Origin of the sequence: Chelativorans sp. M5D2P16, from assembly GCF_034427935.1 — a bacterium.
In the GTDB taxonomy this organism is placed as follows: Bacteria; Pseudomonadota; Alphaproteobacteria; order Rhizobiales; family Rhizobiaceae; genus Chelativorans.
This window is the reverse complement of the sequence record NZ_JAXQNM010000003.1, coordinates 216,073-240,465: the sequence shown is the minus strand read 5'-3', so window position 1 is coordinate 240,465 and position 24,393 is coordinate 216,073. Positions and strand designations below refer to the sequence as shown.

General features: G+C 67.1%; 22 protein-coding genes. 14 read left to right on the top strand and 8 right to left on the bottom strand.

What is annotated here, in order from left to right; genetic code table 11:
- Positions 1-65 precede the first annotated feature (65 nt).
- The 4 genes from SIN08_RS01970 (at position 66) to SIN08_RS01955 (ending at position 4,584) form a co-directional block, all read left to right on the top strand.
- Positions 66-1,967, top strand: a complete 1,902-nt coding sequence (locus tag SIN08_RS01970) for a sensor histidine kinase (RefSeq protein WP_322449809.1) — start codon at positions 66-68, stop codon at positions 1,965-1,967.
- Positions 1,964-3,310 (top strand): sigma-54 dependent transcriptional regulator, encoded by a 1,347-nt coding sequence (locus SIN08_RS01965; RefSeq protein WP_322449808.1) that lies wholly within the window; start codon positions 1,964-1,966, stop codon positions 3,308-3,310. The genes SIN08_RS01970 and SIN08_RS01965 overlap by 4 nt, the downstream gene beginning before the upstream one ends.
- A 150-nt stretch (positions 3,311-3,460) precedes the next feature.
- Positions 3,461-3,874, top strand: coding sequence for an MbcA/ParS/Xre antitoxin family protein (locus SIN08_RS01960; protein WP_322449807.1), 414 nt, complete (start codon positions 3,461-3,463; stop codon positions 3,872-3,874).
- The gene (locus tag SIN08_RS01955) at positions 3,871-4,584 is read left to right on the top strand and encodes an RES family NAD+ phosphorylase (RefSeq protein ID WP_322449806.1); all 714 of its coding nucleotides are present in this window, start codon (positions 3,871-3,873) and stop codon (positions 4,582-4,584) included. The genes SIN08_RS01960 and SIN08_RS01955 overlap by 4 nt, the downstream gene beginning before the upstream one ends.
- Positions 4,585-4,620: 36 nt before the next feature.
- On the opposite strand, the gene SIN08_RS01950 is transcribed toward SIN08_RS01955, so the two are convergent.
- Entirely contained in the window at positions 4,621-5,640 is a 1,020-nt protein-coding gene (locus SIN08_RS01950) for an AraC family transcriptional regulator (RefSeq protein WP_322449804.1), read from the bottom strand.
- Between the two features lie 106 nt (positions 5,641-5,746).
- Between SIN08_RS01950 and SIN08_RS01945 the strand changes: the two genes are divergently transcribed.
- The 7 genes from SIN08_RS01945 (at position 5,747) to SIN08_RS01915 (ending at position 14,124) form a co-directional block, all read left to right on the top strand.
- A complete protein-coding gene (locus SIN08_RS01945; RefSeq protein WP_322449803.1) occupies positions 5,747-7,084 on the top strand; it encodes a tetratricopeptide repeat protein in 1,338 nt (445 codons plus the stop codon).
- Positions 7,085-7,402: 318 nt separating this feature from the next.
- Complete coding sequence (locus tag SIN08_RS01940; protein WP_322449802.1) at positions 7,403-8,605, top strand: efflux RND transporter periplasmic adaptor subunit; 1,203 nt, start codon at positions 7,403-7,405, stop codon at positions 8,603-8,605.
- Complete coding sequence (locus SIN08_RS01935; RefSeq protein WP_322449801.1) at positions 8,602-11,682, top strand: efflux RND transporter permease subunit; 3,081 nt, start codon at positions 8,602-8,604, stop codon at positions 11,680-11,682. The genes SIN08_RS01940 and SIN08_RS01935 overlap by 4 nt, the downstream gene beginning before the upstream one ends.
- 304 nt (positions 11,683-11,986) lie before the next feature.
- Positions 11,987-12,739 (top strand): septum site-determining protein MinC, encoded by a 753-nt coding sequence (minC, locus tag SIN08_RS01930; RefSeq protein ID WP_322449892.1) that lies wholly within the window; start codon positions 11,987-11,989, stop codon positions 12,737-12,739.
- Positions 12,740-12,769: 30 nt separating this feature from the next.
- Complete coding sequence (gene minD / locus SIN08_RS01925) at positions 12,770-13,585, top strand: septum site-determining protein MinD (protein WP_322449800.1); 816 nt, start codon at positions 12,770-12,772, stop codon at positions 13,583-13,585.
- Positions 13,582-13,845, top strand: coding sequence for a cell division topological specificity factor MinE (gene minE / locus SIN08_RS01920; protein ID WP_322449799.1), 264 nt, complete (start codon positions 13,582-13,584; stop codon positions 13,843-13,845). The genes minD and minE overlap by 4 nt, the downstream gene beginning before the upstream one ends.
- A 60-nt stretch (positions 13,846-13,905) precedes the next feature.
- Complete coding sequence (locus SIN08_RS01915; protein ID WP_322449798.1) at positions 13,906-14,124, top strand: hypothetical protein; 219 nt, start codon at positions 13,906-13,908, stop codon at positions 14,122-14,124.
- Between the two features lie 58 nt (positions 14,125-14,182).
- Here SIN08_RS01915 and SIN08_RS01910 read toward each other — a convergent pair whose 3' ends face one another.
- The 7 genes from SIN08_RS01910 to SIN08_RS01880 form a co-directional block, all read right to left on the bottom strand.
- The gene (locus SIN08_RS01910; RefSeq protein ID WP_322449797.1) at positions 14,183-14,935 is read right to left on the bottom strand and encodes an SDR family NAD(P)-dependent oxidoreductase; all 753 of its coding nucleotides are present in this window, start codon (positions 14,933-14,935) and stop codon (positions 14,183-14,185) included.
- 43 nt (positions 14,936-14,978) lie between these two features.
- A complete protein-coding gene (locus SIN08_RS01905) occupies positions 14,979-16,073 on the bottom strand; it encodes a glycerol dehydrogenase (protein ID WP_322449796.1) in 1,095 nt (364 codons plus the stop codon).
- A gap of 14 nt (positions 16,074-16,087) precedes the next feature.
- Positions 16,088-16,879, bottom strand: coding sequence for a glucose 1-dehydrogenase (locus SIN08_RS01900; RefSeq protein ID WP_322449795.1), 792 nt, complete (start codon positions 16,877-16,879; stop codon positions 16,088-16,090).
- Positions 16,880-18,394 (bottom strand): xylulokinase, encoded by a 1,515-nt coding sequence (locus tag SIN08_RS01895; protein ID WP_322449794.1) that lies wholly within the window; start codon positions 18,392-18,394, stop codon positions 16,880-16,882.
- A 9-nt stretch (positions 18,395-18,403) separates the two neighbouring features.
- A complete protein-coding gene (locus tag SIN08_RS01890) occupies positions 18,404-19,411 on the bottom strand; it encodes an ABC transporter permease (protein WP_322449793.1) in 1,008 nt (335 codons plus the stop codon).
- On the bottom strand, positions 19,408-20,913 hold the full coding sequence (locus tag SIN08_RS01885; protein WP_322449792.1) for a sugar ABC transporter ATP-binding protein: 1,506 nt from the start codon (positions 20,911-20,913) through the stop codon (positions 19,408-19,410). Before SIN08_RS01885 ends, SIN08_RS01890 begins: the two co-directional genes overlap by 4 nt.
- Before the next feature lie 67 nt (positions 20,914-20,980).
- Entirely contained in the window at positions 20,981-21,943 is a 963-nt protein-coding gene (locus SIN08_RS01880) for a substrate-binding domain-containing protein (protein ID WP_322449791.1), read from the bottom strand.
- 219 nt (positions 21,944-22,162) lie between these two features.
- Here SIN08_RS01880 and SIN08_RS01875 point away from each other — a divergent pair, with 219 nt between their 5' ends.
- From SIN08_RS01875 to SIN08_RS01865, 3 genes are read left to right on the top strand one after another with little or no spacing between them, the layout of a single operon-like run.
- Entirely contained in the window at positions 22,163-22,798 is a 636-nt protein-coding gene (locus tag SIN08_RS01875; protein ID WP_416207995.1) for a glucose-6-phosphate isomerase, read from the top strand.
- Positions 22,795-23,442 carry a bifunctional 4-hydroxy-2-oxoglutarate aldolase/2-dehydro-3-deoxy-phosphogluconate aldolase gene (locus tag SIN08_RS01870; RefSeq protein WP_322449790.1) on the top strand — a complete coding sequence of 216 codons (648 nt, stop codon included), beginning with the start codon at positions 22,795-22,797 and terminating at the stop codon, positions 23,440-23,442. Before SIN08_RS01875 ends, SIN08_RS01870 begins: the two co-directional genes overlap by 4 nt.
- A complete protein-coding gene (locus SIN08_RS01865) occupies positions 23,439-24,392 on the top strand; it encodes a shikimate dehydrogenase (RefSeq protein WP_322449789.1) in 954 nt (317 codons plus the stop codon). The genes SIN08_RS01870 and SIN08_RS01865 overlap by 4 nt, the downstream gene beginning before the upstream one ends.
- Position 24,393: the final 1 nt, after the last annotated feature.

The window sequence follows — 24,393 nt, the reverse complement described above, 5'->3', positions numbered from 1 at the left end:
TTGCGTCGGCCCTGCCTTGGCGGCACATTGCGCCCCGGTTTCACCCCTTTCGGGAAGGACGCGACATGACCGAGCGCGGCGACGCGGCCGGTTGCCGCCAAGGAACGACGGCCGGCCAGGACGGCTGGAGGAAGACGGCGCGCGGCTGGCGGCTGCCGGTCGCGGCGCTGCTCGTGGTGCTTGCCGGCGCACTGATTGCCGTGAAGGGCGGGGCCTTCGCCACCAGCACCTATCTCGACCAGGCCGCCGCGCGCGGCGATACCACGCTGCGCCTGGCCGTGGCGGCGCTGCGCGGCCAACTCAACCGCTACGAGGCGCTGCCGGCGCTGATCGCCGACCACGCCCAGATCAAGGCGCTGCTGCGCGACCCGGCCTCCCCCGGCCTGCGTGCACAGGGCAACGCTTATCTGAAGGAAATCAACGCCCTTCTGGAATCCTCCGACATCTACGTCATGCAACCCGACGGTGAGACGATCGCGGCCAGCAACCATGACCGGGAGACGAGTTTCGTCGGCGAGAATTTCAGCTACCGGCCCTATTTCCAGGAGGCCATGGAGGGGCGGCGCGGGCGCTTCTTCGCGCTCGGCACGACATCGCTCAAGCGCGGCTATTATTTCTCCGCGCCCGTGATGGTCGATGGCGCGGTGCGCGGCGTGGTCGTCTTCAAGATCGACATCGAGCCGATCGAGGCCTCCTGGCGCGGCGGCGACCACGAGATCGTCGTCACCGACCCGGAGGGCATCGTCTTCATGACCGGCCGGCCGGAATGGCTCTACACCGGCCTTCTGCCGCTCACCCCCGCGCGGCTTGCGCGCACCGAGGCGTCGCGCCGCTATGCCGATACCAGGCTGCGCCCGTTTCCCTTCACCGCCGCCACCGAGGCCGGCCACGACCTGATGACCGTCTCGGCCGGCGGGCGGGAGCGGGAATACCTGGTGCGCGCGGAGGTCATGCCGGAAGCCGGCTGGACGGTGCGCGTGCTCCTGGAGACCGCCTCCGTGCGCGCCCAGGCGCTCACCAGCGTGGTTGCCGCGCTGCTTCTGCTCGGGCTTGCCGCACTCGCCGCCTTCATCTTCTTCCAGCGCCGCGCCCGGCTGCACGAGCGCATCGCCTTCCAGCGCCAGGCGCAGGAGCAGCTCGAACGGCGCGTCGAGGAGCGGACCGCCGATCTGGCGCTCGTCAACCGCCGGCTGGAAAAAGAGGTGGCGGAGCGGCGCGATGCCGAAAACCGGCTGCGCCAGACCCAGGCCGATCTCGTGCAGGCCGGCAAGCTCGCCGCGCTCGGCCAGATGTCGGCGGCTCTCAGCCACGAGTTCAATCAGCCGCTCGGCGCGGTGAAGACCTATGCCGACAACGCCGCCATCCTGATCGAGCGCAGCCGCCTTGCCGAGGCGCGCGACAATGTGATGCGGATCTCGGGTCTGACCGACCGTATGGCGGCGATCAGCCGCCACCTGCGCAATTTCGCCCGCAAGCCGAACCAGAAGCTCGGCCCTGTGGCGGTCGGCGAGGTGGTCGGCGACGCGCTGGAGCTTCTGGAAGGGCGGCTGAAGGCGGCGCGGGTGAAGGTCGCCGTCGATCTCGGCCCGGAGCCGCTGGCGGCCCGCGCCGGGCCCGTGCGCCTGCAGCAGGTGCTCGTCAATCTCCTCTCCAACGCCGTCGACGCGGTGGAGGGCCAGCCCGAAAGGATCGTCGCCCTGACGGCCCGCGCGAAGGGCGAGGAGGTGCTGATCACGGTGCGCGACAACGGGCCGAGCGTGCCGGAGGCCATTCGCGAGCGCATCTTCGATCCCTTCTTCACGACCAAGGGCGTGGGCAAGGGGCTGGGTCTCGGCCTGTCAATCTCCTACAACATCGTGAAGGATTTCGACGGCACCCTCGCGCTTGCCGAACATCCCGAGGGCGGCGCGGTCTTCACCGTCGCGCTGCACAGGGCCGAGGTCGCCGCCCGCGAGGCCGCCGAATGAGTGCGGGGCAGATATTGCTCGTCGACGACGAGGAGGAGCTGCGCCGCTCGGCCGCGCAATCGCTCGACCTCGCTGGCTTTTCCGTGACGGGTCTCGACGGGGCCGAGCGCGCCCTGGAGCGGGTCGGCTGCGGCTTCAACGGCATCGTCATCACCGATATCCGCATGCCCGGCATCGACGGTATGACGCTGATGAGCCGCATCCGCGAGATCGACGCCGATATCCCGGTGATCCTGATCACCGGCCACGGCGACGTGCAGCTCGCCGTCAAGGCGATGCGGGAAGGCGCCTACGATTTCATCGAGAAGCCCTTCAATGCCCAGCACCTCGGCGACATCGCCGCGCGCGCCCTCGACCGCCGCTCGCTCATTCTGGAAAACCGCCGCCTGCGGGCCGCCGCCGGCAAGCGCGACGACGTGGAGGCGCGGCTGCCCGGCCGCAGCCCGCTGATGGTCGACCTGCGCCACCGCCTGCGCGCGGTGGCCGCGACGGATGCCGACGTGCTGATCATCGGCGAGACCGGCACGGGCAAGGAGGTGGCCGCCCGCGCCATGCACGACGCCAGCCCGCGCGCCGAAAGGCCGTTCGTGGCCATCGATTGCGCGGCACTTCCCGAGACGCTGATCGAGAGCGAGCTTTTCGGCCACGAGGCGGGTGCCTTCCCGGGCGCCATGCGCGCCCGCTACGGCAAGTTCGAGCATGCACGCGGCGGCACCGTGCTTCTCGACGAGATCGGCTCCATGCCGCTCGATCTCCAGGCGAAGCTCTTGCGCGTCATCCAGGAGCGGGCGATCACGCGGCTCGGCTCCAACGAGACCGTGCCGCTCGACGTGCGCTTCGTCGCCGCCTCGAAATCGGACCTCGAGGCGGAGGCCGCGGCGGGCCGCTTCCGTGCCGACCTTCTCTACCGCCTCAACGTTGTCACGCTGCGCCTGCCGCCGCTCGCGGCACGCCGCGAGGACGTGCCGCTGCTTTTCCTCCAGCTCGTGCGCGAGGCGGCCGCGCGCTACCGGCTCGACGAGGTGGAGGTGCCACCGGGCATCGTGGCCGATATCGCCCGGCGCGAGTGGCCCGGCAATGTGCGTGAATTGCGCAACGCCGCCGACCGCTACGTGCTTGGGCTCGGCATCGACAACGAGGCGGCCGGGCAGGGAGATGCGGACGGCGGCCTTGCCGAACGCGTGGCCGCCTTCGAGCGGAGCGTGATCGCCGGCGCCCTGCAGGCCCATGGCGGTAGCCTGAAAGCGGTCTACGAGGCCCTCGGCATCTCGCGCAAGACGCTCTACGAGAAGATGCAGCGCCATGGGCTCCACCGGCACGACCACCGGGGGGAGGGCGGTTAGCCGGCGCGTGCAGACGGGCGCGGCGCGCTGAGGTGTATAGCGCCAGAGCCTCCCGAACTCTTGGGCTTGGCCGAAACATTTGGCCTTATATCATCTAAACCTTGCCAAATGGCCGTCCACGACCTATCTTTGGAAGGCAAGGAGACCGCAATGTCGCTGTTACAGCCAATCGATACCGTCGCCCGCGATTTCAGGCCGGCGCCGATCACCGACGCCGAGGCGGCGGCGATGTTCCGCGCCGTGGTCAACCTGTTCGGGCGATGGGGCCTGACAGACGAACAGGCCGGCGTGCTGCTCGACCTGCCGGCGCGCACCTACCGGCGCTGGAAGGCGGGCGAGATCGGCCGCATCGACCGTGACGGCAAGGCGCGTCTTTCCAACCTCATGGGCATCCACAAGGCGCTGCGCATCATCTTCCGCGAGCCGCAGCGCGCCTATGACTGGGTCGGCAAACCGAACGCCGCGTTCGGCGGGCGCTCCGCACTGGAGGTCATGCTGGAGGGCGAGCTGACCGATCTGATGCGGGTACGCCGCTATCTCGACGCCGAGCGGGGCGGCTGGTGAGCGAAGCCGCGCTTCCGCCTGTCTCGCATATCTCCTGGGATAGCGCGGTGCGGATCATCCGCAGCGTCTTCCCGCCCATCGACCTGTTCGAGGATATCGCCGACCCGGCCGACTGGCCGCTCATCCTTTCGGCCGAGCAGAAGACCAATCCGCGGCTGATGGAATCGGTCGGCAATCTCGACCTGGTGCCGCCCGAGCGGCGTGTCGCCGGCCCCGGTGCGACCTGGCTGATGGCGCCCTTCACCCATGTCAGTCCCGACCGGCCGAGCCGATTCAGCGCCGGACATTTCGGCGTGCTTTACGCGGGGCGCACGTTCGAAACGGCGCTCTTCGAAACCATCCATCACCACGAGCGCTTCATGGTCCGAACCGGCGAGGCGCCCGGCTGGACATCGCAGTTTCGCGAAATCCTCCTCGACATCGACACCCGATTGCACGACCTGCGCGGCGACGAAGCGCGCTGGAAAGCCGTCCTCGACGCAAACGATTACCGGGCCGGCCAGGAACTGGGCGCCGCGCTTCACCGCGTCGGCTCCGACGGGATCGTCTATCCAAGCGTGCGGCATGAAGGCGGCGCGTGCGCAGGGCTCTTCTATCCCGACTGCGCAGCCAACCCCAGGCAGAGCCGGCACATCGACTACCACTGGAACGGCAACCGCGTCGATTTCTACCGCGACGCCGGCAGACACGAGGTCTTCCGGGTCATCTGACGTTGCCGGGCGTCATAGCGCGGGTTCGCCGCCCCATCATGGGCGCGCCATGTGCTCGCGCCGCCAGGCGGCCGGCGGTGTGCCGAAGGCTCGCCTGAAGGCGCGTGTGAAGGCGGCCTCGGATTCATAACCGACGTCGTAGGCGATCTGTGCGATCGGTGCGGAGGTGTCACGCAATTGCGTGGAGGCCCGCTCGAAGCGCAGTCGGGCGAGATAGCGCATCGGGGGGTCGCCGATGGCGCGCGTGAAGCGCTCGGCGAAAGCGGAGCGGGAGCAGGCCAGTTCCCGCGCCAGCGCCTCCGTCGTCCAGCGCCGTGCGAGTTGTCCGTGGAGGAGCGCCAGCGCCCGCCCGACCACCGGATCCCGCACCGCCGCCGCCCAGACATTCACGCCCGGCGGCTGTGCGGCGAAATAGCGGCGCACAGCCTCCATGAACAGAAGCTCGGCGAGCTTTGCAAGCAGCGTGCGCGAACGGGCGTTGTCCTGTGCCAGTTCGCGCGCTGCGAAGCGAAAGGAACTCTCGATCCAGTCGCCCGCGGGTCCCTCGGCGGCCTTCAGCGTCAAAACGCTGGGCAGCATCGCCGTAAGCGCTGTCTGAGGGAGGGTGCTGCCCAGGAAGCCGCACAGGATGCGGGTCCGCGCGCCGCCGCCGCCATAAACGATCCGCGCGAGCGTGCCGTCGGGTGCCGGTTGGATGAGGTGATCGGCGTTCACCGGCTTGAGGTTCAGGGCGCTTCCCATCAGGTGATCGTCGTTGCGCGGCAGGACGACGATCTCTCCGGCGTCGACGGAGACCGCCGGCCGGTCACCCACCTTCAAAACAAGATGTCCTTCGGTGACATAGTGATAGGCGATGATGTGGCGCGGCTCGGGGGTGAACGGCGTGCAGTCCTCCGGTCCGACCTTGGCCGTGATGCACCACGGCGCGGTGAACTCGGCATCGAGGAAAATGCCGCCCGAAAGACGCATCGTGCCCAACATGTCGAGCAGCGCGTCCATCACGGTTCTCCCCTGGCGAAGCGGCGCCGCGGTCAAGAGTTCCGGCGCCTCGGTCATTATCCGTGCCCGGAGAACAGTCTAGCAGCAAACCCGCCGCTTCGGGAGCCGAAAGGCCGCCCGCAGCCGCGACAACGTTTTCCAGACCTCATGGAGGAGACCAACGATGATTTCAGACCGTCAAGGCAATGCCTTGTCCGGCGCCCCGGCCGAGGCCGCGGAGCTGTTCGACGCCGCCGTGGACGCTTTCAACATCTATCGCGGAGACCCGATCGCCCTCGTGGACCGGGCGATCGGGATATCGCCCGATTTTACCATGGCGCATATTCTCAAGGCGCATCTGCTCGGCTTGGCGACGGAGCCCGAGGCCACCAAAGCCGCAAAGAAGATCGTCGCCGGGACGAAACGACTGAAGCTCTCCGATCGCGAGGCATCGCATCTGGCCGCGCTCGATCTTCTCCTCGCCGGCCGGTGGACCGCGGCGGCCGAAGCGCTCGATCGCCATAACATGCTTTACCCGCGCGATATGGTCGCCCTTCAGTCCGGCCATCTGATGGATTTCTACCGCGCCAGTTCCCGGGATCTGCGCGACCGCGTCGCCCGCGTGCTGCCGAAATGGTCGCCGGACACGCCGGGTTATTCCATTGTCCTTGGTATGTATGCCTTCGGGCTGGAGGAGGCGGGCGACTACGTGCGCGCCGAGGATGCCGGCCGCCAGGCGGTCGACCTGCAGCCGCTCGACTGCTGGGCGCACCATGCCGTCGCCCACGTCATGGAGATGCAGGGGCGCGCCGAAGACGGCATCGGCTGGATGATCGCCCGTGAACCGCACTGGTCCGGCGATGACAACTTCTTCAAGGTGCACAACTGGTGGCATCGCTCGCTCTGCCACCTCGATCTGGGTCAGGTGGAGGAGGTGTTCGCGCTCTATGACGGTCCCATCCGCCGGGACCGTAGCACCGTCGCCTTGGACATGGTCGACGCGTCGGCGCTTCTGTGGCGGCTGCATGCCGCCGGCCACGATGTCGGCGCACGCTGGCACGAGCTCGCCGCAACCTGGGACAGCCATGCCGACGGCCGCACTTATCCCTTCAACGACTGGCATGCGGCCATGGCCTATCTCGGTGCCGGACGCCGTCGCGATGTGGACCGCATCCTGACGGCCTATCGCAACGGCCAGGACGAGAACGAAGTCGCCGATTGGGGCCGGCGGACGGCCGTTCCCCTGATCGAGGGTTTTGCCGCCTTTGCCGAAGGCGACTACGAGCGGGCGGCCGAACGCCTCCACGGTGCGCGCTTCATCGCCAATTCCTTCGGCGGCAGCCATGCGCAGCGGGACGTCATCGACTGGACCCTGACGGAAGCCTCGCTGCGCGGCGGCCTGTCCGGCATGGCCGAGGCGCTCGCGAGCGAGCGGCTCGCGCTGAAGCCCCACAGCCCGGTCAACAAGACCTTCCTCAAGCGGGCGGGCACGACCGCGCCCGAGGGCCGGCGGGCGGCCTGAATTCTCGGGAACGCCCGTCCTCTTGGTTCGGGTGGGCGTTCCCAAAGCCGCAAGCCGGCAAAAGACGCGCCTGCCGTGCGGGTCAGGCCTCGCACGGCACGCAAGCTGATAGTTTCCATCATCTTTTTTGAATTGACAATCTGGCCGAAAGGTGAATGAAACGGCGACCGTTCCATGTCGGGTGCCGGCCGAAAGCGATCCGTGAGGACGACCGGCGTGCATCGACAGGATGGTGGGTGGGCTGAGCGTTCATTTTCTAGCAGCAGCACTTTCCTTCCGATAATCAAACTGGTTGCCAGAACAAGGATTCCCCCGGTCATGATCAAGCGGTTCGTCATCGCGCTTCTTCTTCTTGTCCTTGTTTGCGGCGGTATCGTCGGCTTCAATCTCTACCGCAATCAGGCGATTCAAGAGTTCTTCGCCAACATGCCCGTACAGCCGGTGGCGGTTTCGACCGTGACGGTGGAGCCGGCTCAATGGACCCCGGAGATCGAGGCGATCGGTACCGTCAGCGCCACGAACGGCGTCGATCTGACGGTCGAGGCGGCGGGCACCGTCAGTGAAATCGCCTTCGAGGCGAACGAGGAAGTGGAAAAGGACGCTCTCCTCGTCCAGCTCGACGATGCCATGCAGCGCGCCGATCTGGCCTCGGCCCAGGCGCAGGCCAGGCTCGACGAAGCCAATCTGCAGCGCGCGCTGGAGCTGCAGCGCCGCCAGGTGGGTGCCGAGGTGAACGTGGAATCGGCGCGCGCCGCGGCCGAGGCCTCGCAGGCCGCGGTCGCCAAGGCGCAGGCGGCGATCGACCAGAAGCAGATCAACGCGCCCTTTGCCGGCATCATGGGCATTCCGCGGGTGCAGCTCGGCCAGTACATCACGCCGGGAACCGTCGTCGCCACGCTGCAGAGCCTGGAGGTCATGCGCGTGGACTTCACCGTTCCCGAGCAGGAATTGCCGAACCTCAAGATCGGCCAAGCCGTGCGGCTCGGGCTCACCGGCGATGAATTGCCCTTCGAGGGCACCATCAGGGGCATCGATCCGAAGATCGATCCGGTTTCGCGCCTCGTCAACGTGCGGGCCGAGGTCACCAAGCCCGAAGGGAGGCTGACGCCCGGCCAGTTCGTCGAGGTCCGCGTCATCCTGCCGGACGAGGACGGCGTGCTCGCCGTGCCGCAGACGGCCGTCGTGGCGAGCCTCTACGGCGATCACGTGTACGTGGTCGTGCCGGCTGACGAGCAGGACGCGGACGCCTCTGCGGCGTCGGACGCCCAAGCGGCCGGTGAGGGCGGTGAGGACGCCGGTGGCCAAGGCAGCCAGCAAGACGCGCCCTCCCTGGTGGTCAAACAGGTCTTCGTGGAGACGGGCCGGCGCAGCGGGGAGCAGGTGGAGATCCGCAAGGGCATCTCGGCAGGCGACAGGATCGTCACCGCTGGCCAGAACCGGCTCAATAACGGCACCCCCGTCAACGTCTCCGAGGACGACGCCGACACATCTGGGGAAAGCGCACAGGCGAGCGGACAATGAGCTTCTCCGACATCTTCATCCGCCGCCCGGTCCTGTCCACGGTCCTGGGCGCTCTCATCCTGCTTCTCGGCCTCCAGAGCGTCATCAATCTTCAGGTGCGCCAGTATCCGGAGGTCGAGGAGACGGTCATCACCATCACGACGGCCTATCCCGGCGCCAGCGCGGACCTGATCCAGGGTTTCATCAGCGCCCCCATCGCGCGGGCCGTCTCGACGACGGAGAACATCGACTACGTCACCTCCCAGAGTCGGCCGTCGAGCAGCACGGTCACGGTGCAGATGAAGCTGGGTTCCGACCCGGACACGGCGCTGACGGAGGTCATGTCCAAGGTTCAGGGCGTGCGCGGAGAGCTGCCCGACGAGGCCGAGGACCCGGTGATCGTCAAGGGCACCGGCGAGCAGTTCGCCATCATGTATCTGGCGATGCAGAGCCCGAACATGACGGCCGAGCAGCTCACCGAATATATCGAGCGCGTCATCCGGCCCCGTGCGTCCACCGTCCAGGGCGTGGCGGAGGTGCAGATCCTGGGTGCTGCCAATTATTCGATGCGGGTGTGGGTCGATCCGGTCCAGCTCGCCGCGCGCGGCATGACCGCCTCGGAAGTGCTCGACGCCATCAACGCCTCGAACTTCCTGGCCGCGCCGGGCAAGACCGAGAACACCTATGTTGCCTATCCGATCACTGTCGAATCGACGCTGCAGACGGCCGAGGCCTTCGGAGCCCTGCCGCTGAAGTCGGAGAACGGCGAGGTGGTCAGACTGCGCGACGTGGCCAATGTCGAGCTGGGCGCGGAAAGCACCGACACGATCGTCAATTTCAACGGCGAGCCGGGCATCTTCATCGGCATCTATCCAACCCCCGACGCCAATCCGCTGGATACGGCGGCGGCGATGATCGAGGAACTGCCGGCGATCCAGTCAAGCCTGCCCGACGGCATGACCATCACCATGGTCTATGACGCCACCGAGCAGATCGGCGCCTCGATCGAGGAGGTGTTCAAGACCATCGGCGAAGCGGTGGTGATCGTCATCCTCGTCATCCTCCTGTTCCTCGGTTCCTTCCGCTCGGTGCTGATGCCGATCGTGACCATCCCGCTGTCGCTGATCGGGGTGTGTTTCGTCCTCTTCGCCTTCGGCTATTCGATCAATCTCCTCTCGCTTTTGGCCATGGTGCTGGCGATCGGCCTCGTGGTCGACGACGCCATCGTGGTGGTGGAGAACATCCACCGGCACATGGAAGACGAGGGCATGTCGGCCATGCAGGCCGCCTTCAACGGCATGCGCGAGATCTCCTCGGCCGTCATCGCCATGACGATCACGCTCGCCGCGGTGTTTGCGCCGCTCGCCTTTACCGGCGGGCTCACCGGGGCGCTGTTCCGCGAGTTCGCCGTCACGCTCGCCGGCGCGGTCATCCTGTCGGGCGTGGTGGCGCTGACCATCACCCCGATGATGAGCGCGCGCATCCTGCGGGCAGGGAACCCCAGCCGCTTTCAGGCCTTCATCGACCGAACCTTCGAGCGCGTGGAAAACCGCTACGAGCGCCTCGTGGCGGGGTCGCTCAAATACCGGCCGGTGACGCTGATGATCGTCGTCGCGCTCGTCGCGGTCACCGGGTTCATGTTCTTCAACACCTCGAGCGAGCTTGCACCCGAAGAGGACCAGGGCGCGCTCTTCTCGCTGATCACGGCGCCGCGTTACGCCACCTCGGAATACACCGCCCGCTACGTCGACCAGATGATGCAGGTGACCGAGGACCTGCCGGAACTGCGGGCCAGCTTCTCGGCCGTCGCCTTCGGTGGCGGAACCAACGAAGGTTTCGCGGTGTGGGCGTTCAAGGACTGGGCGGACCGCGACCGCTCGCAGGCCGAGATCCAGCAGGACATCCAGGGCCGCATTTCCGGGGTAACAGGCGTGGAGGCGTTCGTCTTCGCGCCGCCGACCCTGCCGGGCACCGGCGGCGGCCTGCCGATCTCGGTCGTCCTCCAGTCGACCGGCGATCCTGCCCAGGTCTACGAGGTGGCCGAGGAGATCAAGCAGGAGGCGGAAGCATCCGGTCGCTTCATCGTCGTCCAGAACTCGCTGTCCTTCGACGCGCCGCAGGTCACGGTGACGATCGACCGCAATCGCGCCGCCGCGCTCAACCTCTCGGTCCGCGACATCGCCGGCACGCTGGGTCTGCTGGTCGGCGGCGGTTCGATCGCCCAGTTCGACCGCGAGTCGCAGAGCTACGACATCATCATGCAGGTGCCGCAGGCTTATCGGAACAATCCGGAGCGCCTGGGCGACCTTTTCGTGCGTAGCGTGACCGGCGAGATGGTGCCGCTCTCGGCAGTGGTGAACATCTCCACCAACGCCTCGCCCGCCTCCATCGAGCAGTTCAACCAGCTCAACTCGGCGACGATATCGGCGCTGCCGCGCCCCGGCGTGACAACGGGTGCCGGCCTGGAGACGATCGAGAACATCGCGCTTCAGAACATGCCGGCCGGCTTCTTCATCGACTATTCCGGCCAGTCGCGGCTGGAGAAGGAGCAGGGCCAGACGACGCTGATCGCCTTCGTGCTCGCCGTCGTTATCATCTATCTGGTGCTCGCCGCCCAGTTCGAGAGTTTCCGTGATCCGCTTATCATCCTGATGTCGGTGCCCCTGTCGATCTTCGGCGCGATGCTGCCGCTCAATCTCGGCCTCGGCACGCTCAACATCTACACCCAGGTGGGGCTGATCACGCTGATCGGGCTGATCACCAAGCACGGCATCCTGCTCGTCGAGTTCGCCAACCAGCAGCGCGAACACCACGGGATGCGTCGCCGCGACGCCATCGTCGCTTCCGCGCGGGTGCGCCTCAGGCCGATCCTGATGACGACGGGCGCCATGTCGCTCGGCGTGGTGCCGCTGATCACCGCCTCCGGCGCCGGCGCCGCCGCGCGTTATTCCATGGGCCTCGTGATCTTCACCGGCATCCTGGTGGGCACGCTGTTCACGCTCTTCGTCGTGCCGATGTTCTACACCTACATTTCGTCGAAGGACGTGCCGGAACAGGCGGAGAAGCCCGACCCGAAGCTCATGCCTGAAGCGACCTAGCAGGCGGGCTCCTCACTTTTCGGAAAACGGCGCCGGCGGAAATCCGCCGGCGCGTATCGATCCCTCGGGCGATTGTATGCGCTCGGGTGATTCGGGCCAGGCTACCGCTCCGCGACCCCTCAAAGCAGCAACGCCGTTGCGTCTAAACGCAGTGGTTGCGCCGGCAGGCAGCGCTTCGGGCTGCAAGCGCGCCGCGCCGCACGTTTCCCCTCGTTTTTCCTCTCTGCAGGTTGCCGGGGGCGGGTGCATTAACCATTCGTTAACCACGAAGCACCTAGACCCGAACAAGGGAAAATTAATGAAGATGACCAAAGTGCTAACTGATAGCCGACCGATCCGCCTCAAGGGACGCTCCTTTCTCGCACTCGTGCTCACGCCGGAGCTTCCGGTGGAGAGCTGGCTGGCACGGCTCGACGATCTCGCCGACCGCTCGGCGGGCTTTTTCCTGCGCCGGCCGGTGGTGCTCGACGTCGACGGTCTTGCCATCGACCGGGCTGAGCTGAAGGGACTGGTCGACGAACTCGGCAAGCGCAGCGTGCGCATCATCGGGATCGAGGGCGCGCGCTCCTCGCAACTGGGCTTCGACATGCCGCCCGCCATGTCCGGCGGCCGGCCAGCCTCCGACATCGAGATGCCGTCGCCGGAGCCGGCCGCGGAAAAACCGGACGCGCGGCATGACGAGCCCGAAGCACCCAGCCGGCAGGCCGAGCAGCCGATGGTCCGGGCGATGCCCTCGCTCATCATCGATCAACCGGTGCGCTCCGGACAGTCGGTCATCTTTCCCGACGGCGACGTCACCGTCATCGCCTCGGTCGCCTCGGGCGCGGAAATCGTCGCCGGCGGCTCCATCCACATCTACGGAACGCTTCGCGGACGGGCGATGGCGGGTTCCATGGGCAACGCCTCGGCGCGCATCTTCTGCCGCAAGCTCGAGGCGGAGCTTCTTGCAATCGACGGCCTTTACAAGACGGCCGAAGACATCGAGCCGCAGCTGCGCGGACGCGCCGTCCAGCTGTGGCTCGACGGCGATGCGATCAGGTCAGAGACACTCATCTGAAGCGGCGGGCAGAGAGCACAGGAGAGGGAAATGGGAAAAGTCGTTGTTGTCACGTCGGGTAAGGGAGGCGTCGGAAAGACGACGTCGGCCGCCGCCCTCGGCGCCGCCCTGGCGCAGGGGGGTGCGAAGGTGGCCGTCGTGGACTTCGACGTCGGTCTGCGCAATCTCGACCTCGTGATGGGAGCGGAGCGGCGCGTCGTCTACGACCTCATCAATGTCATCCAGGGTGACGCCAAGCTGTCGCAGGCCCTCATCCGCGACAAGCGCCTGGAAACGCTCTACCTGCTGCCCGCTTCGCAGACGCGCGACAAGGACAATCTGACGGCCCAGGGCGTCGAACGGGTGATCAGCGCGCTCAGGAAGAGCTTCGACTGGGTCATCTGCGACAGCCCGGCCGGGATCGAACGCGGCGCGACGCTGGCGATGCGCCACGCCGACGTTGCCGTGGTGGTCACCAACCCCGAGGTCTCTTCGGTCCGCGATTCGGACCGCATCATCGGTCTTCTCGACGCCAAGACGCTCAAGGCCGAGCGCGGCGAGGACATCGAAAAGCACCTGCTTCTGACCCGCTACGATCCCAACCGGGCCGATCGCGGCGACATGCTGAAGGTCGACGACGTCCTGGAGATCCTGTCGATCCCGCTGCTCGGCATCATACCCGAGAGCATGGACGTCCTGCGCGCCTCCAACCTCGGCGCACCGGTGACGATCGCCGACAGCCGCAGCGCGCCGGCACAGGCCTATCTCCAGGCCGCGCGCAGGCTGACCGGCGAAACCGTGCCGGTCACCGTCCCCGGCGAAAAGCGCGGCCTGTTCGGAAAGATCTTCGGACGGAGGGCAGCATGAACATCTTCCGCCTCTTCGGTAAGCAGGCCTCGGCGCCCACGGCGCGCGACCGGCTGCAGGTCCTGCTCGCCCACGAGCGGGCCTCGGTGGGCGATTCGGATCTGGTGGCGCTATTGCGGGAGGAGATCCTCGCCGTGATCGCCAAGCACGTGAAGGTCGACGGCGAAAAGGTCAATGTGCAGATGGAGCGCGGCGACAAGGTCTCGACACTGGAAATCGACGTCGAGATCCCCCTCGACGCGCGCGTCAAGGCGGCCTGAGGGCCGCCGATCCCCTCGATGGCGGCGCCGTTGCCGCCGACAGGGAGTGAAGGAGACGACATGACCCGACTTGCACTGCTTCAGCGGCTCAAGGAGCTCCAGCAGATGCCGGCGTTCCAGAAGCGCGACATCACCACGATCAGCGCGCTCCTGTCCAACGATGCGTTGGCCGATCACGTGAGGGTTTGCGAGGATACCGTCGGCGAGCCGACCCTGCCGGCCCCGCATAACGGCCGCTCGGGCAGCCAGGGAGGCGCCGCGCAAGCCCGCAGGGCCTGACCCGGCGCCGCCCCGCGGCGAACGGCGTGAGTGGAAGGACCAGGTTCGTTCCCGCGGCTCACTCCAGCGGGTTGCCCGTGGCGAATCCGCCGTCGACTTCAAGACAGATGCCGGTGATATAGGCCGCGGCGGGCGAGCACAGATAGAGTGCGGCGCCCACCAGGTCCTCGGTAGTGCCCCACCGGCCGAGCGCGGTGCGCTTGGAAATCGCCGCCTCGCCCTTGGGGCGCGACCAGATGGGCTTCGTCATGTCCGTCTTGTGATAGCCGGGGGCGATGGCGTTCACGCGGATCCCCTCGCGGCCCCACCGGTGCGCGCAGGCCCGTGTGAGGCCGAGCACCCCCGTCTTCGATGCACAGTAGGCCGGCACTCCGGGATCCGCCAAGAAGCTGAGCATGGAGGCGATGTTGACGATAGAGCCCCTGGTCTCGGCCAGACGGTCGTGCAGGGCGAAACTGAAGCGCATCTGCGCATTCAGATTGACGTCGATGGTGTCGAGGAAGACCTCTTCCTGCCATTCCTCCTCTCCTCGCGCCACGCCGGCCGCGTTGATCAGGACGTCGACCCTGGTCTGCGCCGCGCAAAAGGCGCGGACGGCGTCGGCATCGCGGACGTCGAGGCGCTCAAAGGAAATGCCTTCCTCGTCGAGCCCGGCGATCTTCCCGGCCGAGCTGCCGGTGGCCGTGACGCGTGCGCCGAGACCGGCAAACCCTCGCGCAATGTCGAGGCCGATGCCGCTGGTCGCGCCGACGACGAGCGCATGCCTGCCGGAGAAAAGATCCGGCCGGAAAGTATGAAGGATCTCTTGCATTTCGTTCCCTTCTGATGTGGCTCTTGTCATCGGCACGGCCTCTTCAGGCCAGGCGCTTCAAGGCCGCGACGACCATCTGCGGGCTCACCGCGATGGGCTCGTTGTGCATGATGTCGCCGGCTTTGCAGGCGCGCTCGGCCACGCGGTCGAGCTTCGCCTCCGTCACCTCAGCGATCCCGACGTCGGCCAGGGTGACCGGCAGTCGGACCCTTTCGCAGAACGCTTTCACCCACGCGAATTCCTCCTCCATTCCGTGGATGAGCAGCATCGCCAGGACGCCAATGGCGACCTTCTCGCCGTGCAGGTGGTGATGCACGTCCTCGAGCTCGCACAGGCCGTGATGGATCGCGTGGGCGCCCGCCACGCCGCCGGATTCGAAGCCGGCGCCCGACAGGAGGATGTTTGCCTCGACCACACGCTCCAGCGCCGGCCCCGCCTCGTTCCGGTCGCATTCGGCCAGTGCGGCCTCGCCGGCTTCGAAGATCACGTCGCGGCAGAAGCGCGCGATCGCGTAGGTGACGGGTGAGCCGTGCGTGCCCCAGCAGTTGGGTGCCTGTGCGCAGCGCGAGCTTTCCGCTTCGTAGAAGGTGGCCAGCGCGTCGCCGATTCCGGCGGCCAGGAACCGCGCCGGAGCGCGGGCGATAATCGCGGTGTCGACCAGCACCAGGTCCGGGTTGCGCGGCAGGAAATGGTCGTAGGCGACGCTGCCGTCTTCGCGATAGACGACGGCCAGAGCGGAGCAGGGCGCGTCCGAGGCGGCGATGGTGGGCACGATGACGACGGGGACGGATAGCGCATGCGCGACCGCCTTGGCCGTGTCGAGCGTCTTTCCGCCGCCCGCGCCGATCACCAGGTCGGCCCGGGCTTTCCGTCCGGCTTCGACGCCGGCTGCGATCTCGGCCTCGGAGCACTCGCCGCCATGGCGCCGGCAGGTGAGCGCGATCTCGCCCGCCGCCCCTTCCTGAAGCGTTCCCTCCAGGACATCGGCCAATCCGTTGTCCAGCAGGCAAAGGCCGTGCGTGCCGAGCGGCCGCGCCTCCACGCCGAGCCGGGCGATCAGGCCGGGGGCCTGGATGTAGCGGCCCGGGAAGCGGGCGCCGATGACATGCGGGACGATCTGGTCCACGATCTTCTCCATTGATGACGCCGGCCTTACCAGCAGGTGTAGCCGCCGTCGGCCAGCACGATCGAACCGGTCATCAGGCTGGCGGCGTCCGAGGCGAGAAAGAGGATAACGGCGGCGATCTCGTCCGGCCGGCCCATACGGCCTTGCGGCGTGCCGCCGATCCAATGCCGCATCAGGTTTTCGTCCTCGTAGACATAGGCGGTCATCTCGGTCTCGATATAGGTGGGCGCGACGGCGTTGACGCGCACGCCGCGGGGCGCCCATTCGGCGGCCAGGCTCTTGGTCAGTTGGTGGACCGCGGCCTTGGAGGCGTTGTACTGCGCCTGCTCCTGCGGCCGGTTGACGATGATGCCCGACATGGAGCCGACATTGACGATCGTCCCCGCGCCCCTTTCCAGCATGCGTTTGCCGAAGGCGCGGCAGCACCAGAAGAGACCGTTCAGGTTGACGTCGACGACCGACGACCATTCATCGTCGCTCATCCGTTCGGCGGGAATGTTCGACCGGGCGATACCGGCATTGTTCACCAGGATATCGACATTCGCTTGCTTTTCGGCGAGCGTTTTCACTGCCGCGGGGTCGGTGACGTCGAGGGTTTCGGCGATGACGTCGTAGCCCTTCTCGCGCAGTCCGCCGGCGGCGGTCTTCGCGGCTTCGCCGTCGCGGTCGGCCAGGATGATGCCTGCCCCGGCCTGGGCCAGAGCTTCGCAGGTGACCAGCCCGATGCCGCGCGCCCCGCCCGTGACGAGCGCCGTACGGCCGGTGAGGCGAAAGCGGTCCAGGAAGGGCGTTTCTGCAGAAGAGATGGATGCGGACATTCAGGCCTCCCGTTGCGATGCCGCCAGGGCGTCGAGTGCGTCGTAGTGCTGCTGGCTGTCGGTATAAAGACGGTCGAAAAGGGGCTGCATCCGGGCGTAGCGATCCGCCCAGGCCGGATCGGGCACGACCTCGCGCGCATGCCTGACCAGCCGCCCGGCCGCCTCGGCCAGATTGCCGGCCGCACCGGTCGCCACGGCGGCCAGCGCGGCGCAGCCGATAAGTCCGCATTCGGGTTCCTCGGGGATGAGGATCGGCCTGCCGTAGACCGCCGCCTTGATGCGCAGCCACAGATCCGCCTTGGCGCCGCCGCCGGATGCGATCAGCACTTCCGGGCGCGCTCCCGTGGCCCGCTCCATGACCGCGAGATGCCGGTTGACGGCGAAGGCCACGCCTTCCAGCACCGCCCGGTGCATCTCAGGCAGGCCGTGCCCGGCCGCCAGCCCGAAGAACTGGGCGCGGGAGTTGCGATGGGCGCCGAGACGCTCGCCGACGAGATAGGGCAGGAACAGGAGCGCGTCCGATCCGGGCGGTGCCTTGCCCGCCATATCCAGGATCTCGGCATAGCTCAGATCGTTGGCGTGGAAGACGCGGCGCGCCCATCGCGCGGCGTCGCCGCCGGCTTCGAGAAGGACGAACGCACCCCAGTTTCCCTCCGGCGTGCCGACATTGCTGATTTCGGCGTCGAGCACCGGGCGCTCGGCCACCAGCGTGACGATCGAGGAGGTGCCGGCGACCTCCGAGGCGAGCCCCGGCCGGCAGACGCCGGAGCCCAAAAGCGCAACGGGATAGTCGCCGCCGCCGACCAGCACCGGCGTGCCCGCCGCAAGGCCCGTCTCCCGCGCCGCATCGGGGGTGATATGGCCGAGAACCTCTGTCGGCAGGCGGATGGGCGCCATCAAAGCGGGGTCGAGGCCCAGGTCCTCAAGGACGCCTGCGTTCCAGTCGCCCGTCAGCGGATCCATCAGGAAGGAGCATGCCGCCTCGGTCCAGTCCATCGACCGTTCGCCGGTGAGGCGCAGGTTCACGTAGTCCTTGGGCATGAGCACCGTCGAGGCCCGCTTCCAGGCGTCGGGGTCGTTGTCGCGCAGCCATTGCAGCTTGAAGGCCGGCCATGCGGGCGTCGGCGGATTGGCCGTGCGCGGGAGCCAGGCGGAAAGGTCCTCGCGCTCCTCGAAGGCGCGCACATGGCCGAGCGTGCGCTTGTCGTTCCACAGCGGCACCGTCTCCCGCGTCGGCTGTCCGTCGTCGTCGACAAGCACGGTCCCGTGCATCTGGCCGCATGCGGCGATGGCGCTCACCCCGTGTCCCTCTTCACGCGCGCGTGCGGTGACCTCCCGGAGGGCCGCCCGCGCGGCGTTCCACCAGTCGGCGGGCCGTTGTTCCGACCATCCGTAGGCGGGAACGATCTGCTGATATTCCCGCGCGGCGAGGCCGAGGATGCGGCCGTTCCGCCCGATGAGCGCGGCGCGCGTCGATCCCGTGCCGATGTCCAGTGCGATGATGCAATCCGCCACGTCGTCCCCTCAGCGCCGGAAGACCTGGCTGCCGTGCTGCATGACCACCGCCGCGACGATGATCACCCCGAGATACACCTGCTGGTGATAACCGGGGACGCCGGCGAGGTTCATGATGTTGCCGATCACGCCGAGGATCATCACCCCGATGAAGGTGTTGATGACGCCGCCGCGCCCGCCCATCAGGCTGGCGCCGCCGATGACCACCGCGGCGATCACGTCCAGCTCCGCGGCGACGCCGACGCTGGCCGACCCCACGCCCGAACGCGCGGTCACCAGGATTCCGGCGATGGCGGACAGGATGCCCGAAATGACGTAGACCGACAGCACGTAGCGCGGCACCGAGATGCCCGACAGGCGCACCGCCTCTTCGTTCGAGCCGATCGCCTTCACGAGACGACCGAAGCGCGAGAAGTTGAGCACCACGAAGGCGACCGCGAAGAGCACGAACATCAAGAGCGCCGGGTTCGGGAAGCCGAGCGTGAAGCCGGTGCCGAAGGCCTGCAGCGGCGCCCCCTTGCTTCCCGGCATGATCGGCTGGCCGTTCGAAAGGATGAGCGCGAGGCCGCGCGCGGCCGTCATCATGGCCAGCGTGATCACGAAGGCGGGCAGCCGCATGAAGGCAATGAAGACGCCCGAGATCGCGCCGCATGCGGCACCGATGCCGAGCGACATGGCAAGCGCCAGGGGCAGGGGGTATTCCTGGATCAGAAGCGCCGAGCTGACCGCACCCAGAGCGGCGATGGAGCCCACGGACAGATCGATGCCGCGCGTCAGGATGACGAACAGCATGCCGATCGCCATGACGCCGATCCCCGACATCTGCCGCAGCACGTTCATGATGTTGCGTTCGGAGAGGAAGGCGTCCGATTGGGTCGAGGCCAGGACGAGGAGCAGCACGAAGATGGCCGCCGTGCCGAACTGCTGGAACAGCCGCGTGAAGGTCAGACGTCCACTGCGTGGCCTCGCGGTGTCGGTGACAGCGGGCTCGCTGATTTGTGCGGCACCGTCGCTCATGCGCTCATCTCCCTTTCTGCCTTGCCCTGACCGGCGATGGACAGGGTCAGCAGTTTTTCTTCACTGTAATCCTGCGGCGACAGCTCGCCGCGAAGCTCGCCGTTGCCCATCACGAGCACGCGGTCGCAAAGGCCGAACAGCTCCGCGTGCTCCGACGATATGACCAGCACGGCCTTGCCCGCGGCGGCAAGGCGATGGATCAGGAAATAGATCTCGGTCTTGGCACCCACGTCGACGCCGCGGGTCGGTTCGTCGAGAATGATGACATCGCCGTCGGCGTGAAACCACTTGGCCAGCACCACCTTCTGCTGGTTGCCGCCCGACAGACTGCTGACCGGATCCGTGGGATGGCCGAGCTTGATGCGCAGCGCCTTGATGAGCTTGTCGATCACGCCGCGTTCGCGGCGCGGGTCGAAGAAGCCAAAGCGCGTCACCGGCCCTGCATGGGCCATGGTGGCATTGTGCATGATCGCCATGTCGAGGACGATGCCCTGTCCCTTGCGGTCTTCCGGTACCAGGCCGACGCCGCGGCGGACCGCCTGCTTGGGCGTGCGCGGACGGTATGTCTCGCCGTTGAGCGTCATGTGGCCGGAGGTGATCGGGTCGGCGCCGAAGATCGCGCGGGCGACTTCCGTCCGTCCGGAGCCGACCAGCCCGCCGAGGCCGAGGATCTCGCCGCGGCGGAGCGAGAAGGAGACGTTGCGCACGCCGTTGGGGAGCGCCAGGTTCTCGACCCGCAGCACCTCCTCGCCGATCTCGGTTTCAGGCTTCTCGCCGAAGAGCTGGCTTAAGGGACGGCCGACCATGAGGCGGATCAGGTCGTCGACGGTCGCCTTGTCGGGCGTGACGGTGTCGACGTTCTGCCCGTCCTTCAGCACCGATATGCGGTCGGAAACCGCGAAGACCTCGTCGAGGCGGTGCGAGATATAGGCGATCGCCACGCCCTCGCGCCGCAGGCTGCGGATGATGTCCAGGAGTCGTTCTGCATCGCCCGTTGAAAGGACGGCGGTGGGCTCGTCGAAGACGATGGTCCTGGCGTTGCGGGACAGGGCCTTGGCGATCTCGACGACCTGCTGATGCGCGATGGAGAGATCTCCGAGCCGTGCGGCGGGGGAGATGTCGAAGCCCAACCTGCGGATCAGTTCGCCGGCCCGGCGGCGCAGGCTTGCCCAGCGGATACCGGCCGGCAACTCGCCAAGAAAGATGTTCTCGGCAACGGACAGGTCCGGCGCCAGCGCCATCTCCTGGTGAATGATGGAGATGCCGCGGCCGATCGCGTCTTCCGGACCGGTGAAGCGGATCGGCTCGCCGTTCAGCCGGATCTCGCCGGTGTCGGGCCGCATCTCGCCGCCGAGGATGCGCATCAAGGTGGACTTTCCCGCGCCGTTCTCGCCCACGAGCGCGTGCACCTCGCCGGGTGAGAGGCTGAAATTCACGCCGGACAAGGCGCGAATGCCCGAAAACGACTTTGAGATGTTGCCCAGTTCTATGAGCGGCGTCATGCATCCCTCCCGGCGCAGCGCGACTGCGAAGGTGCCGCCCGCGCCCGGGCGGCACCGAAGCACCCTATCAGAACAGGGAGTCGGGATCGTAATATTCGCCCACGTTCTCCTGCGTGATCACCGCCGGCTCGGTGAAGGTGAGCTTGCTGATGTCCTCGGGAAGCTCGCCGTTCAGCGCCTTGATGCCGACCTCGACCGCCATGCGCGCGATCTCGTTCGGGTTGTTGAGCCCCGTGGCCCCGTATTCGCCTTCCTTGATGAGCTCGTAGGCTTCCTTCTGGCCGTCGGCGGCGGCGACGAGGATCACTTCCTCCAGCCGGCCGGCCGCCTGCAGGGCGGCGCGCGCGCCGAGGACCATCGAGTCGTTCTCGCCGAGCACGACATTGATATCGGGATGGGCGGTCAGCAGATCCTCCATGGCGGTGAGGCCGCCCTCGGTGGACCAGTTGCCCCAGCCCTGGCCCAGCACCTCCACGTCGGCATGGCCGTAATTGGTCAGCATGGAGTCCATGAGGCCGCGCAGGACGCCGAGGCGCCGCTCGCGTCCCACCAGGTTGCCCTGGCTGCCCGAAAGCAGCGCGATGCGCGCCGGCTCGCCGTCGAGCTCCTTGGCGAGCCAATCGCCGACCAGCTCGCCATTGGCCTCGTTCGAGGACTGGATCTGGGTGATGAAATCGGCCGAGGGATCCAGCGTGGAGTCGATGGCGACCACATGCACGCCCTGCGCCGAGGCGGCGTTGACGGCGGGGACCAGGCCCTGCGCATCGCGCGGGTTGACGATGAGGATGTTGATACCGGCGGCGACCATGTCCTCGACGTCGCCGATCTGCTTGACCATGTCGTTCTGGCCGTCGGCGGAACGCACCGAGCAGCCGGCCTCTTCAGCGGTCTTGCGCGCGGTGGCTTCCTGGGCGGCGAAATAGGGCGCGCCGAGCGTGTACATGGAAATGCCGACCCTGCATTCCTCCGCGGCATGCGCGGAACCGGTGGCCGCGGCCAGAACGGCGGCGACGGCAAGCGTTTTCTTCATCTGGAATATCCTCCCAAGGATAGGCCGCCGCGCCGGCGGCCGGTTTGTTGCTCCAAGAATTGGTAGCATAATTACGCGCTTTGCCTCCGTCAACACGGATTTTGCTACAAAACTTCCGGGATATGGAGGAATTTGGTTGTGCGCGCCGGGAGATATTGACTAGTTCAAGGCCAATAAGGTAGCAATTCTACAAAATCTTACGCGACAAGGGAGGAAAGCGTGAAGCTTGCGGAACCGCGGTCCTGTGACGTCGCCGTAGCCGAAGGGCTGCTGCGCGGCGGAAACGGTCACTATAAGAAAACCTTCGACGACCTCACGGGGCTCTACGCCGACGGCGCGGCTTTCGACGCGCTCCTTGCCGAGCGCAAGGGGCAGGTGGCTTACGAAGTGACCTCTTATACTCCCGGTACGAAGGTCAGCGACCTGATCATGGGCGTGACGCGAATGGAGCCGGGCAAGGTCGGCGACGAGTACTTCCTGACGCGCGGCCACATCCACGCCAATGGGAACCGGCCGGAGATTTACTACGGCCAGGCCGGACGCGGCGTAATGCAGCTCGAAAGCCCGGATGGCGAGGTGCGGCTGGTCGAGATCGGGCCGCAGAGCATCTGCTACGTGCCGCCCTACTGGATCCATCGTTCGGTGAATGTCGGCGCCGAGGATCTGGTGATGATGTTCGCCTATCCCGCCGATTCGGGACAGGACTACGGGATCATCGAGCGCTCCGGCGGAATGCGCGTGCGCATCCTCGACGACGGCAAGGGCGGCTGGGAGGCGGTCGACAATGCCGACTGGCGCCCGCGCTCCGAGGCCGAGCTTGCGGAAATCTACAGGGATGCGGAGACGGCGGCATGACGATGGATGCCTTCGAGCGGGTCGCTGCGACCGGAGTGGTGCCGGTTATTGCCATCGAAGAGGTGAACCATGCCGAGCCGCTGGCGGATGCACTGCTGGAAGCCGGGCTCGGCGTGGTGGAGATCACCTTCCGCACCTTTGCAGCCGCGGATGTCATGGCACGGCTCAGCGAGACGCGGCCTGAAATCCTGGTCGGTGCCGGCACGGTGCTGTCGCCGGATGCAGTGACGCGCGCGGTCGAGGCCGGGGCGGCGTTCGGCCTGGCGCCGGGCTTCGATCCGGAAGTGGCGACCGCCGCCGCCGAAGCCGGGCTGCCTTTCGCACCCGGCGTGATGACGCCGTCCGACATCTCGCTGGCGACGGCGCGCGGCTGCCGGCTGATGAAGTTCTTCCCGGCCGCGTCGGCGGGCGGACCGTCAATGCTGAAGAACATCGCGGCCCCGTTCGCCCATCTCGGCATCTCCTTCATCCCCACCGGCGGCGTTGGCCTGGAGACCATGGGCGAGTGGCTTTCCCTGCCGCAGATCGCCGCGGTGGGTGGCACCTGGATCGCCAGACCAGAGGATATGCGCGCGGGCGACTGGCAGGGAATCACCGAGAAGGCGCGCGCCGCCCTCGCACGCGCAAAGGAGCTGCGCGGATGACACGCTATCGCCCCTGCGAGCGGCCCACGCTTCACTTCATCGGAGTGACGACGGGCAAGAGCTCGATCATGAAGGTCTTCCCGGCCTGGGCGCGGCATCTGGGACTGGAGGACGCGCAGATCAGCGGGATCGATTTTCCCCCGCATGCCGAGCCGGCCGCCTATCGGGAGGCCGTCGAATATATCCGCGACGACCCGAATTCGCTCGGCGCGCTGGTGACAACGCACAAGATCGACCTTTTCAATGCCTGCCGGGATCTCTTCGACGAGATCGACCCTTTCGCCACGCTGATGAAAGAGACGAGCTGTATCTCGAAGCGCGGCGGCAAGCTGATCTGCCATGCCAAGGATCCCATCTCCTCCGGTCTCTCCATCGATGGATTCCTGGGACCCGACTACTGGAAGAAGACCGGCGGCGAGGTCTTTTCCATTGGTGCCGGCGGCTCGACCATCGCGCTCACCTGGCATCTGATGCGTAAGGAGCGGGGCGTGAACGTACCCGCGCGTATTGTGGTGTCGAACCGCTCGCAACCACGGCTGGACGAGATCCGGCGTGTCCACGCCGAGATCGAAAGCGACGTCCCGGTGGACTATGTCCTGGCGCCCGCGCCCGCCGGCAACGATGCCGTTCTGCCCGACCTCAAGCCGGGCTCTCTGGTCATCAACGCGACCGGCCTCGGCAAGGACGTGCCCGGCTCGCCGCTGACCGACGCGGCGGTTTTCCCCGAACGAGCCGTCGTATGGGACCTGAACTACCGTGGAGACCTGGTCTTCCTCGACCAGGCGCGGGGGCAGGAGAAGGCGCGGGACCTGACGATCGTCGACGGATGGACCTATTTCATCCACGGCTGGACGCAGGTGATCGCCGAGGTGTTCGATATTCCCATTGCGCCGACCGCCGAGAACATCGACGCTTTGACGCGCATCGCGGTGCAGGCGGCGAAGGAGTAGG

Excerpts from the sequence above, each read along its gene's own strand:
- SIN08_RS01890 (WP_322449793.1), bottom strand. The coding sequence starts at position 19,411 with ATGAGCGACGGTGCCGCACAAATCAGCGAGCCCGCTGTCACCGACACC.
- SIN08_RS01880 (WP_322449791.1), bottom strand. The coding sequence starts at position 21,943 with ATGAAGAAAACGCTTGCCGTCGCCGCCGTTCTGGCCGCGGCCACCGGT.
- SIN08_RS01900 (WP_322449795.1), bottom strand. The coding sequence starts at position 16,879 with ATGTCCGCATCCATCTCTTCTGCAGAAACGCCCTTCCTGGACCGCTTT.
- SIN08_RS01865 (WP_322449789.1), top strand. The coding sequence starts at position 23,439 with ATGACACGCTATCGCCCCTGCGAGCGGCCCACGCTTCACTTCATCGGA.
- SIN08_RS01910 (WP_322449797.1), bottom strand. The coding sequence starts at position 14,935 with ATGCAAGAGATCCTTCATACTTTCCGGCCGGATCTTTTCTCCGGCAGG.
- SIN08_RS01950 (WP_322449804.1), bottom strand. The coding sequence starts at position 5,640 with ATGACCGAGGCGCCGGAACTCTTGACCGCGGCGCCGCTTCGCCAGGGG.
- SIN08_RS01885 (WP_322449792.1), bottom strand. The coding sequence starts at position 20,913 with ATGACGCCGCTCATAGAACTGGGCAACATCTCAAAGTCGTTTTCGGGC.
- SIN08_RS01870 (WP_322449790.1), top strand. The coding sequence starts at position 22,795 with ATGACGATGGATGCCTTCGAGCGGGTCGCTGCGACCGGAGTGGTGCCG.
- minE (WP_322449799.1), top strand. The coding sequence starts at position 13,582 with ATGAACATCTTCCGCCTCTTCGGTAAGCAGGCCTCGGCGCCCACGGCG.
- minD (WP_322449800.1), top strand. The coding sequence starts at position 12,770 with ATGGGAAAAGTCGTTGTTGTCACGTCGGGTAAGGGAGGCGTCGGAAAG.
- SIN08_RS01915 (WP_322449798.1), top strand. The coding sequence starts at position 13,906 with ATGACCCGACTTGCACTGCTTCAGCGGCTCAAGGAGCTCCAGCAGATG.
- SIN08_RS01940 (WP_322449802.1), top strand. The coding sequence starts at position 7,403 with ATGATCAAGCGGTTCGTCATCGCGCTTCTTCTTCTTGTCCTTGTTTGC.
- minC (WP_322449892.1), top strand. The coding sequence starts at position 11,987 with ATGACCAAAGTGCTAACTGATAGCCGACCGATCCGCCTCAAGGGACGC.
- SIN08_RS01905 (WP_322449796.1), bottom strand. The coding sequence starts at position 16,073 with ATGGAGAAGATCGTGGACCAGATCGTCCCGCATGTCATCGGCGCCCGC.
- SIN08_RS01970 (WP_322449809.1), top strand. The coding sequence starts at position 66 with ATGACCGAGCGCGGCGACGCGGCCGGTTGCCGCCAAGGAACGACGGCC.
- SIN08_RS01935 (WP_322449801.1), top strand. The coding sequence starts at position 8,602 with ATGAGCTTCTCCGACATCTTCATCCGCCGCCCGGTCCTGTCCACGGTC.
- SIN08_RS01960 (WP_322449807.1), top strand. The coding sequence starts at position 3,461 with ATGTCGCTGTTACAGCCAATCGATACCGTCGCCCGCGATTTCAGGCCG.
- SIN08_RS01945 (WP_322449803.1), top strand. The coding sequence starts at position 5,747 with ATGATTTCAGACCGTCAAGGCAATGCCTTGTCCGGCGCCCCGGCCGAG.
- SIN08_RS01965 (WP_322449808.1), top strand. The coding sequence starts at position 1,964 with ATGAGTGCGGGGCAGATATTGCTCGTCGACGACGAGGAGGAGCTGCGC.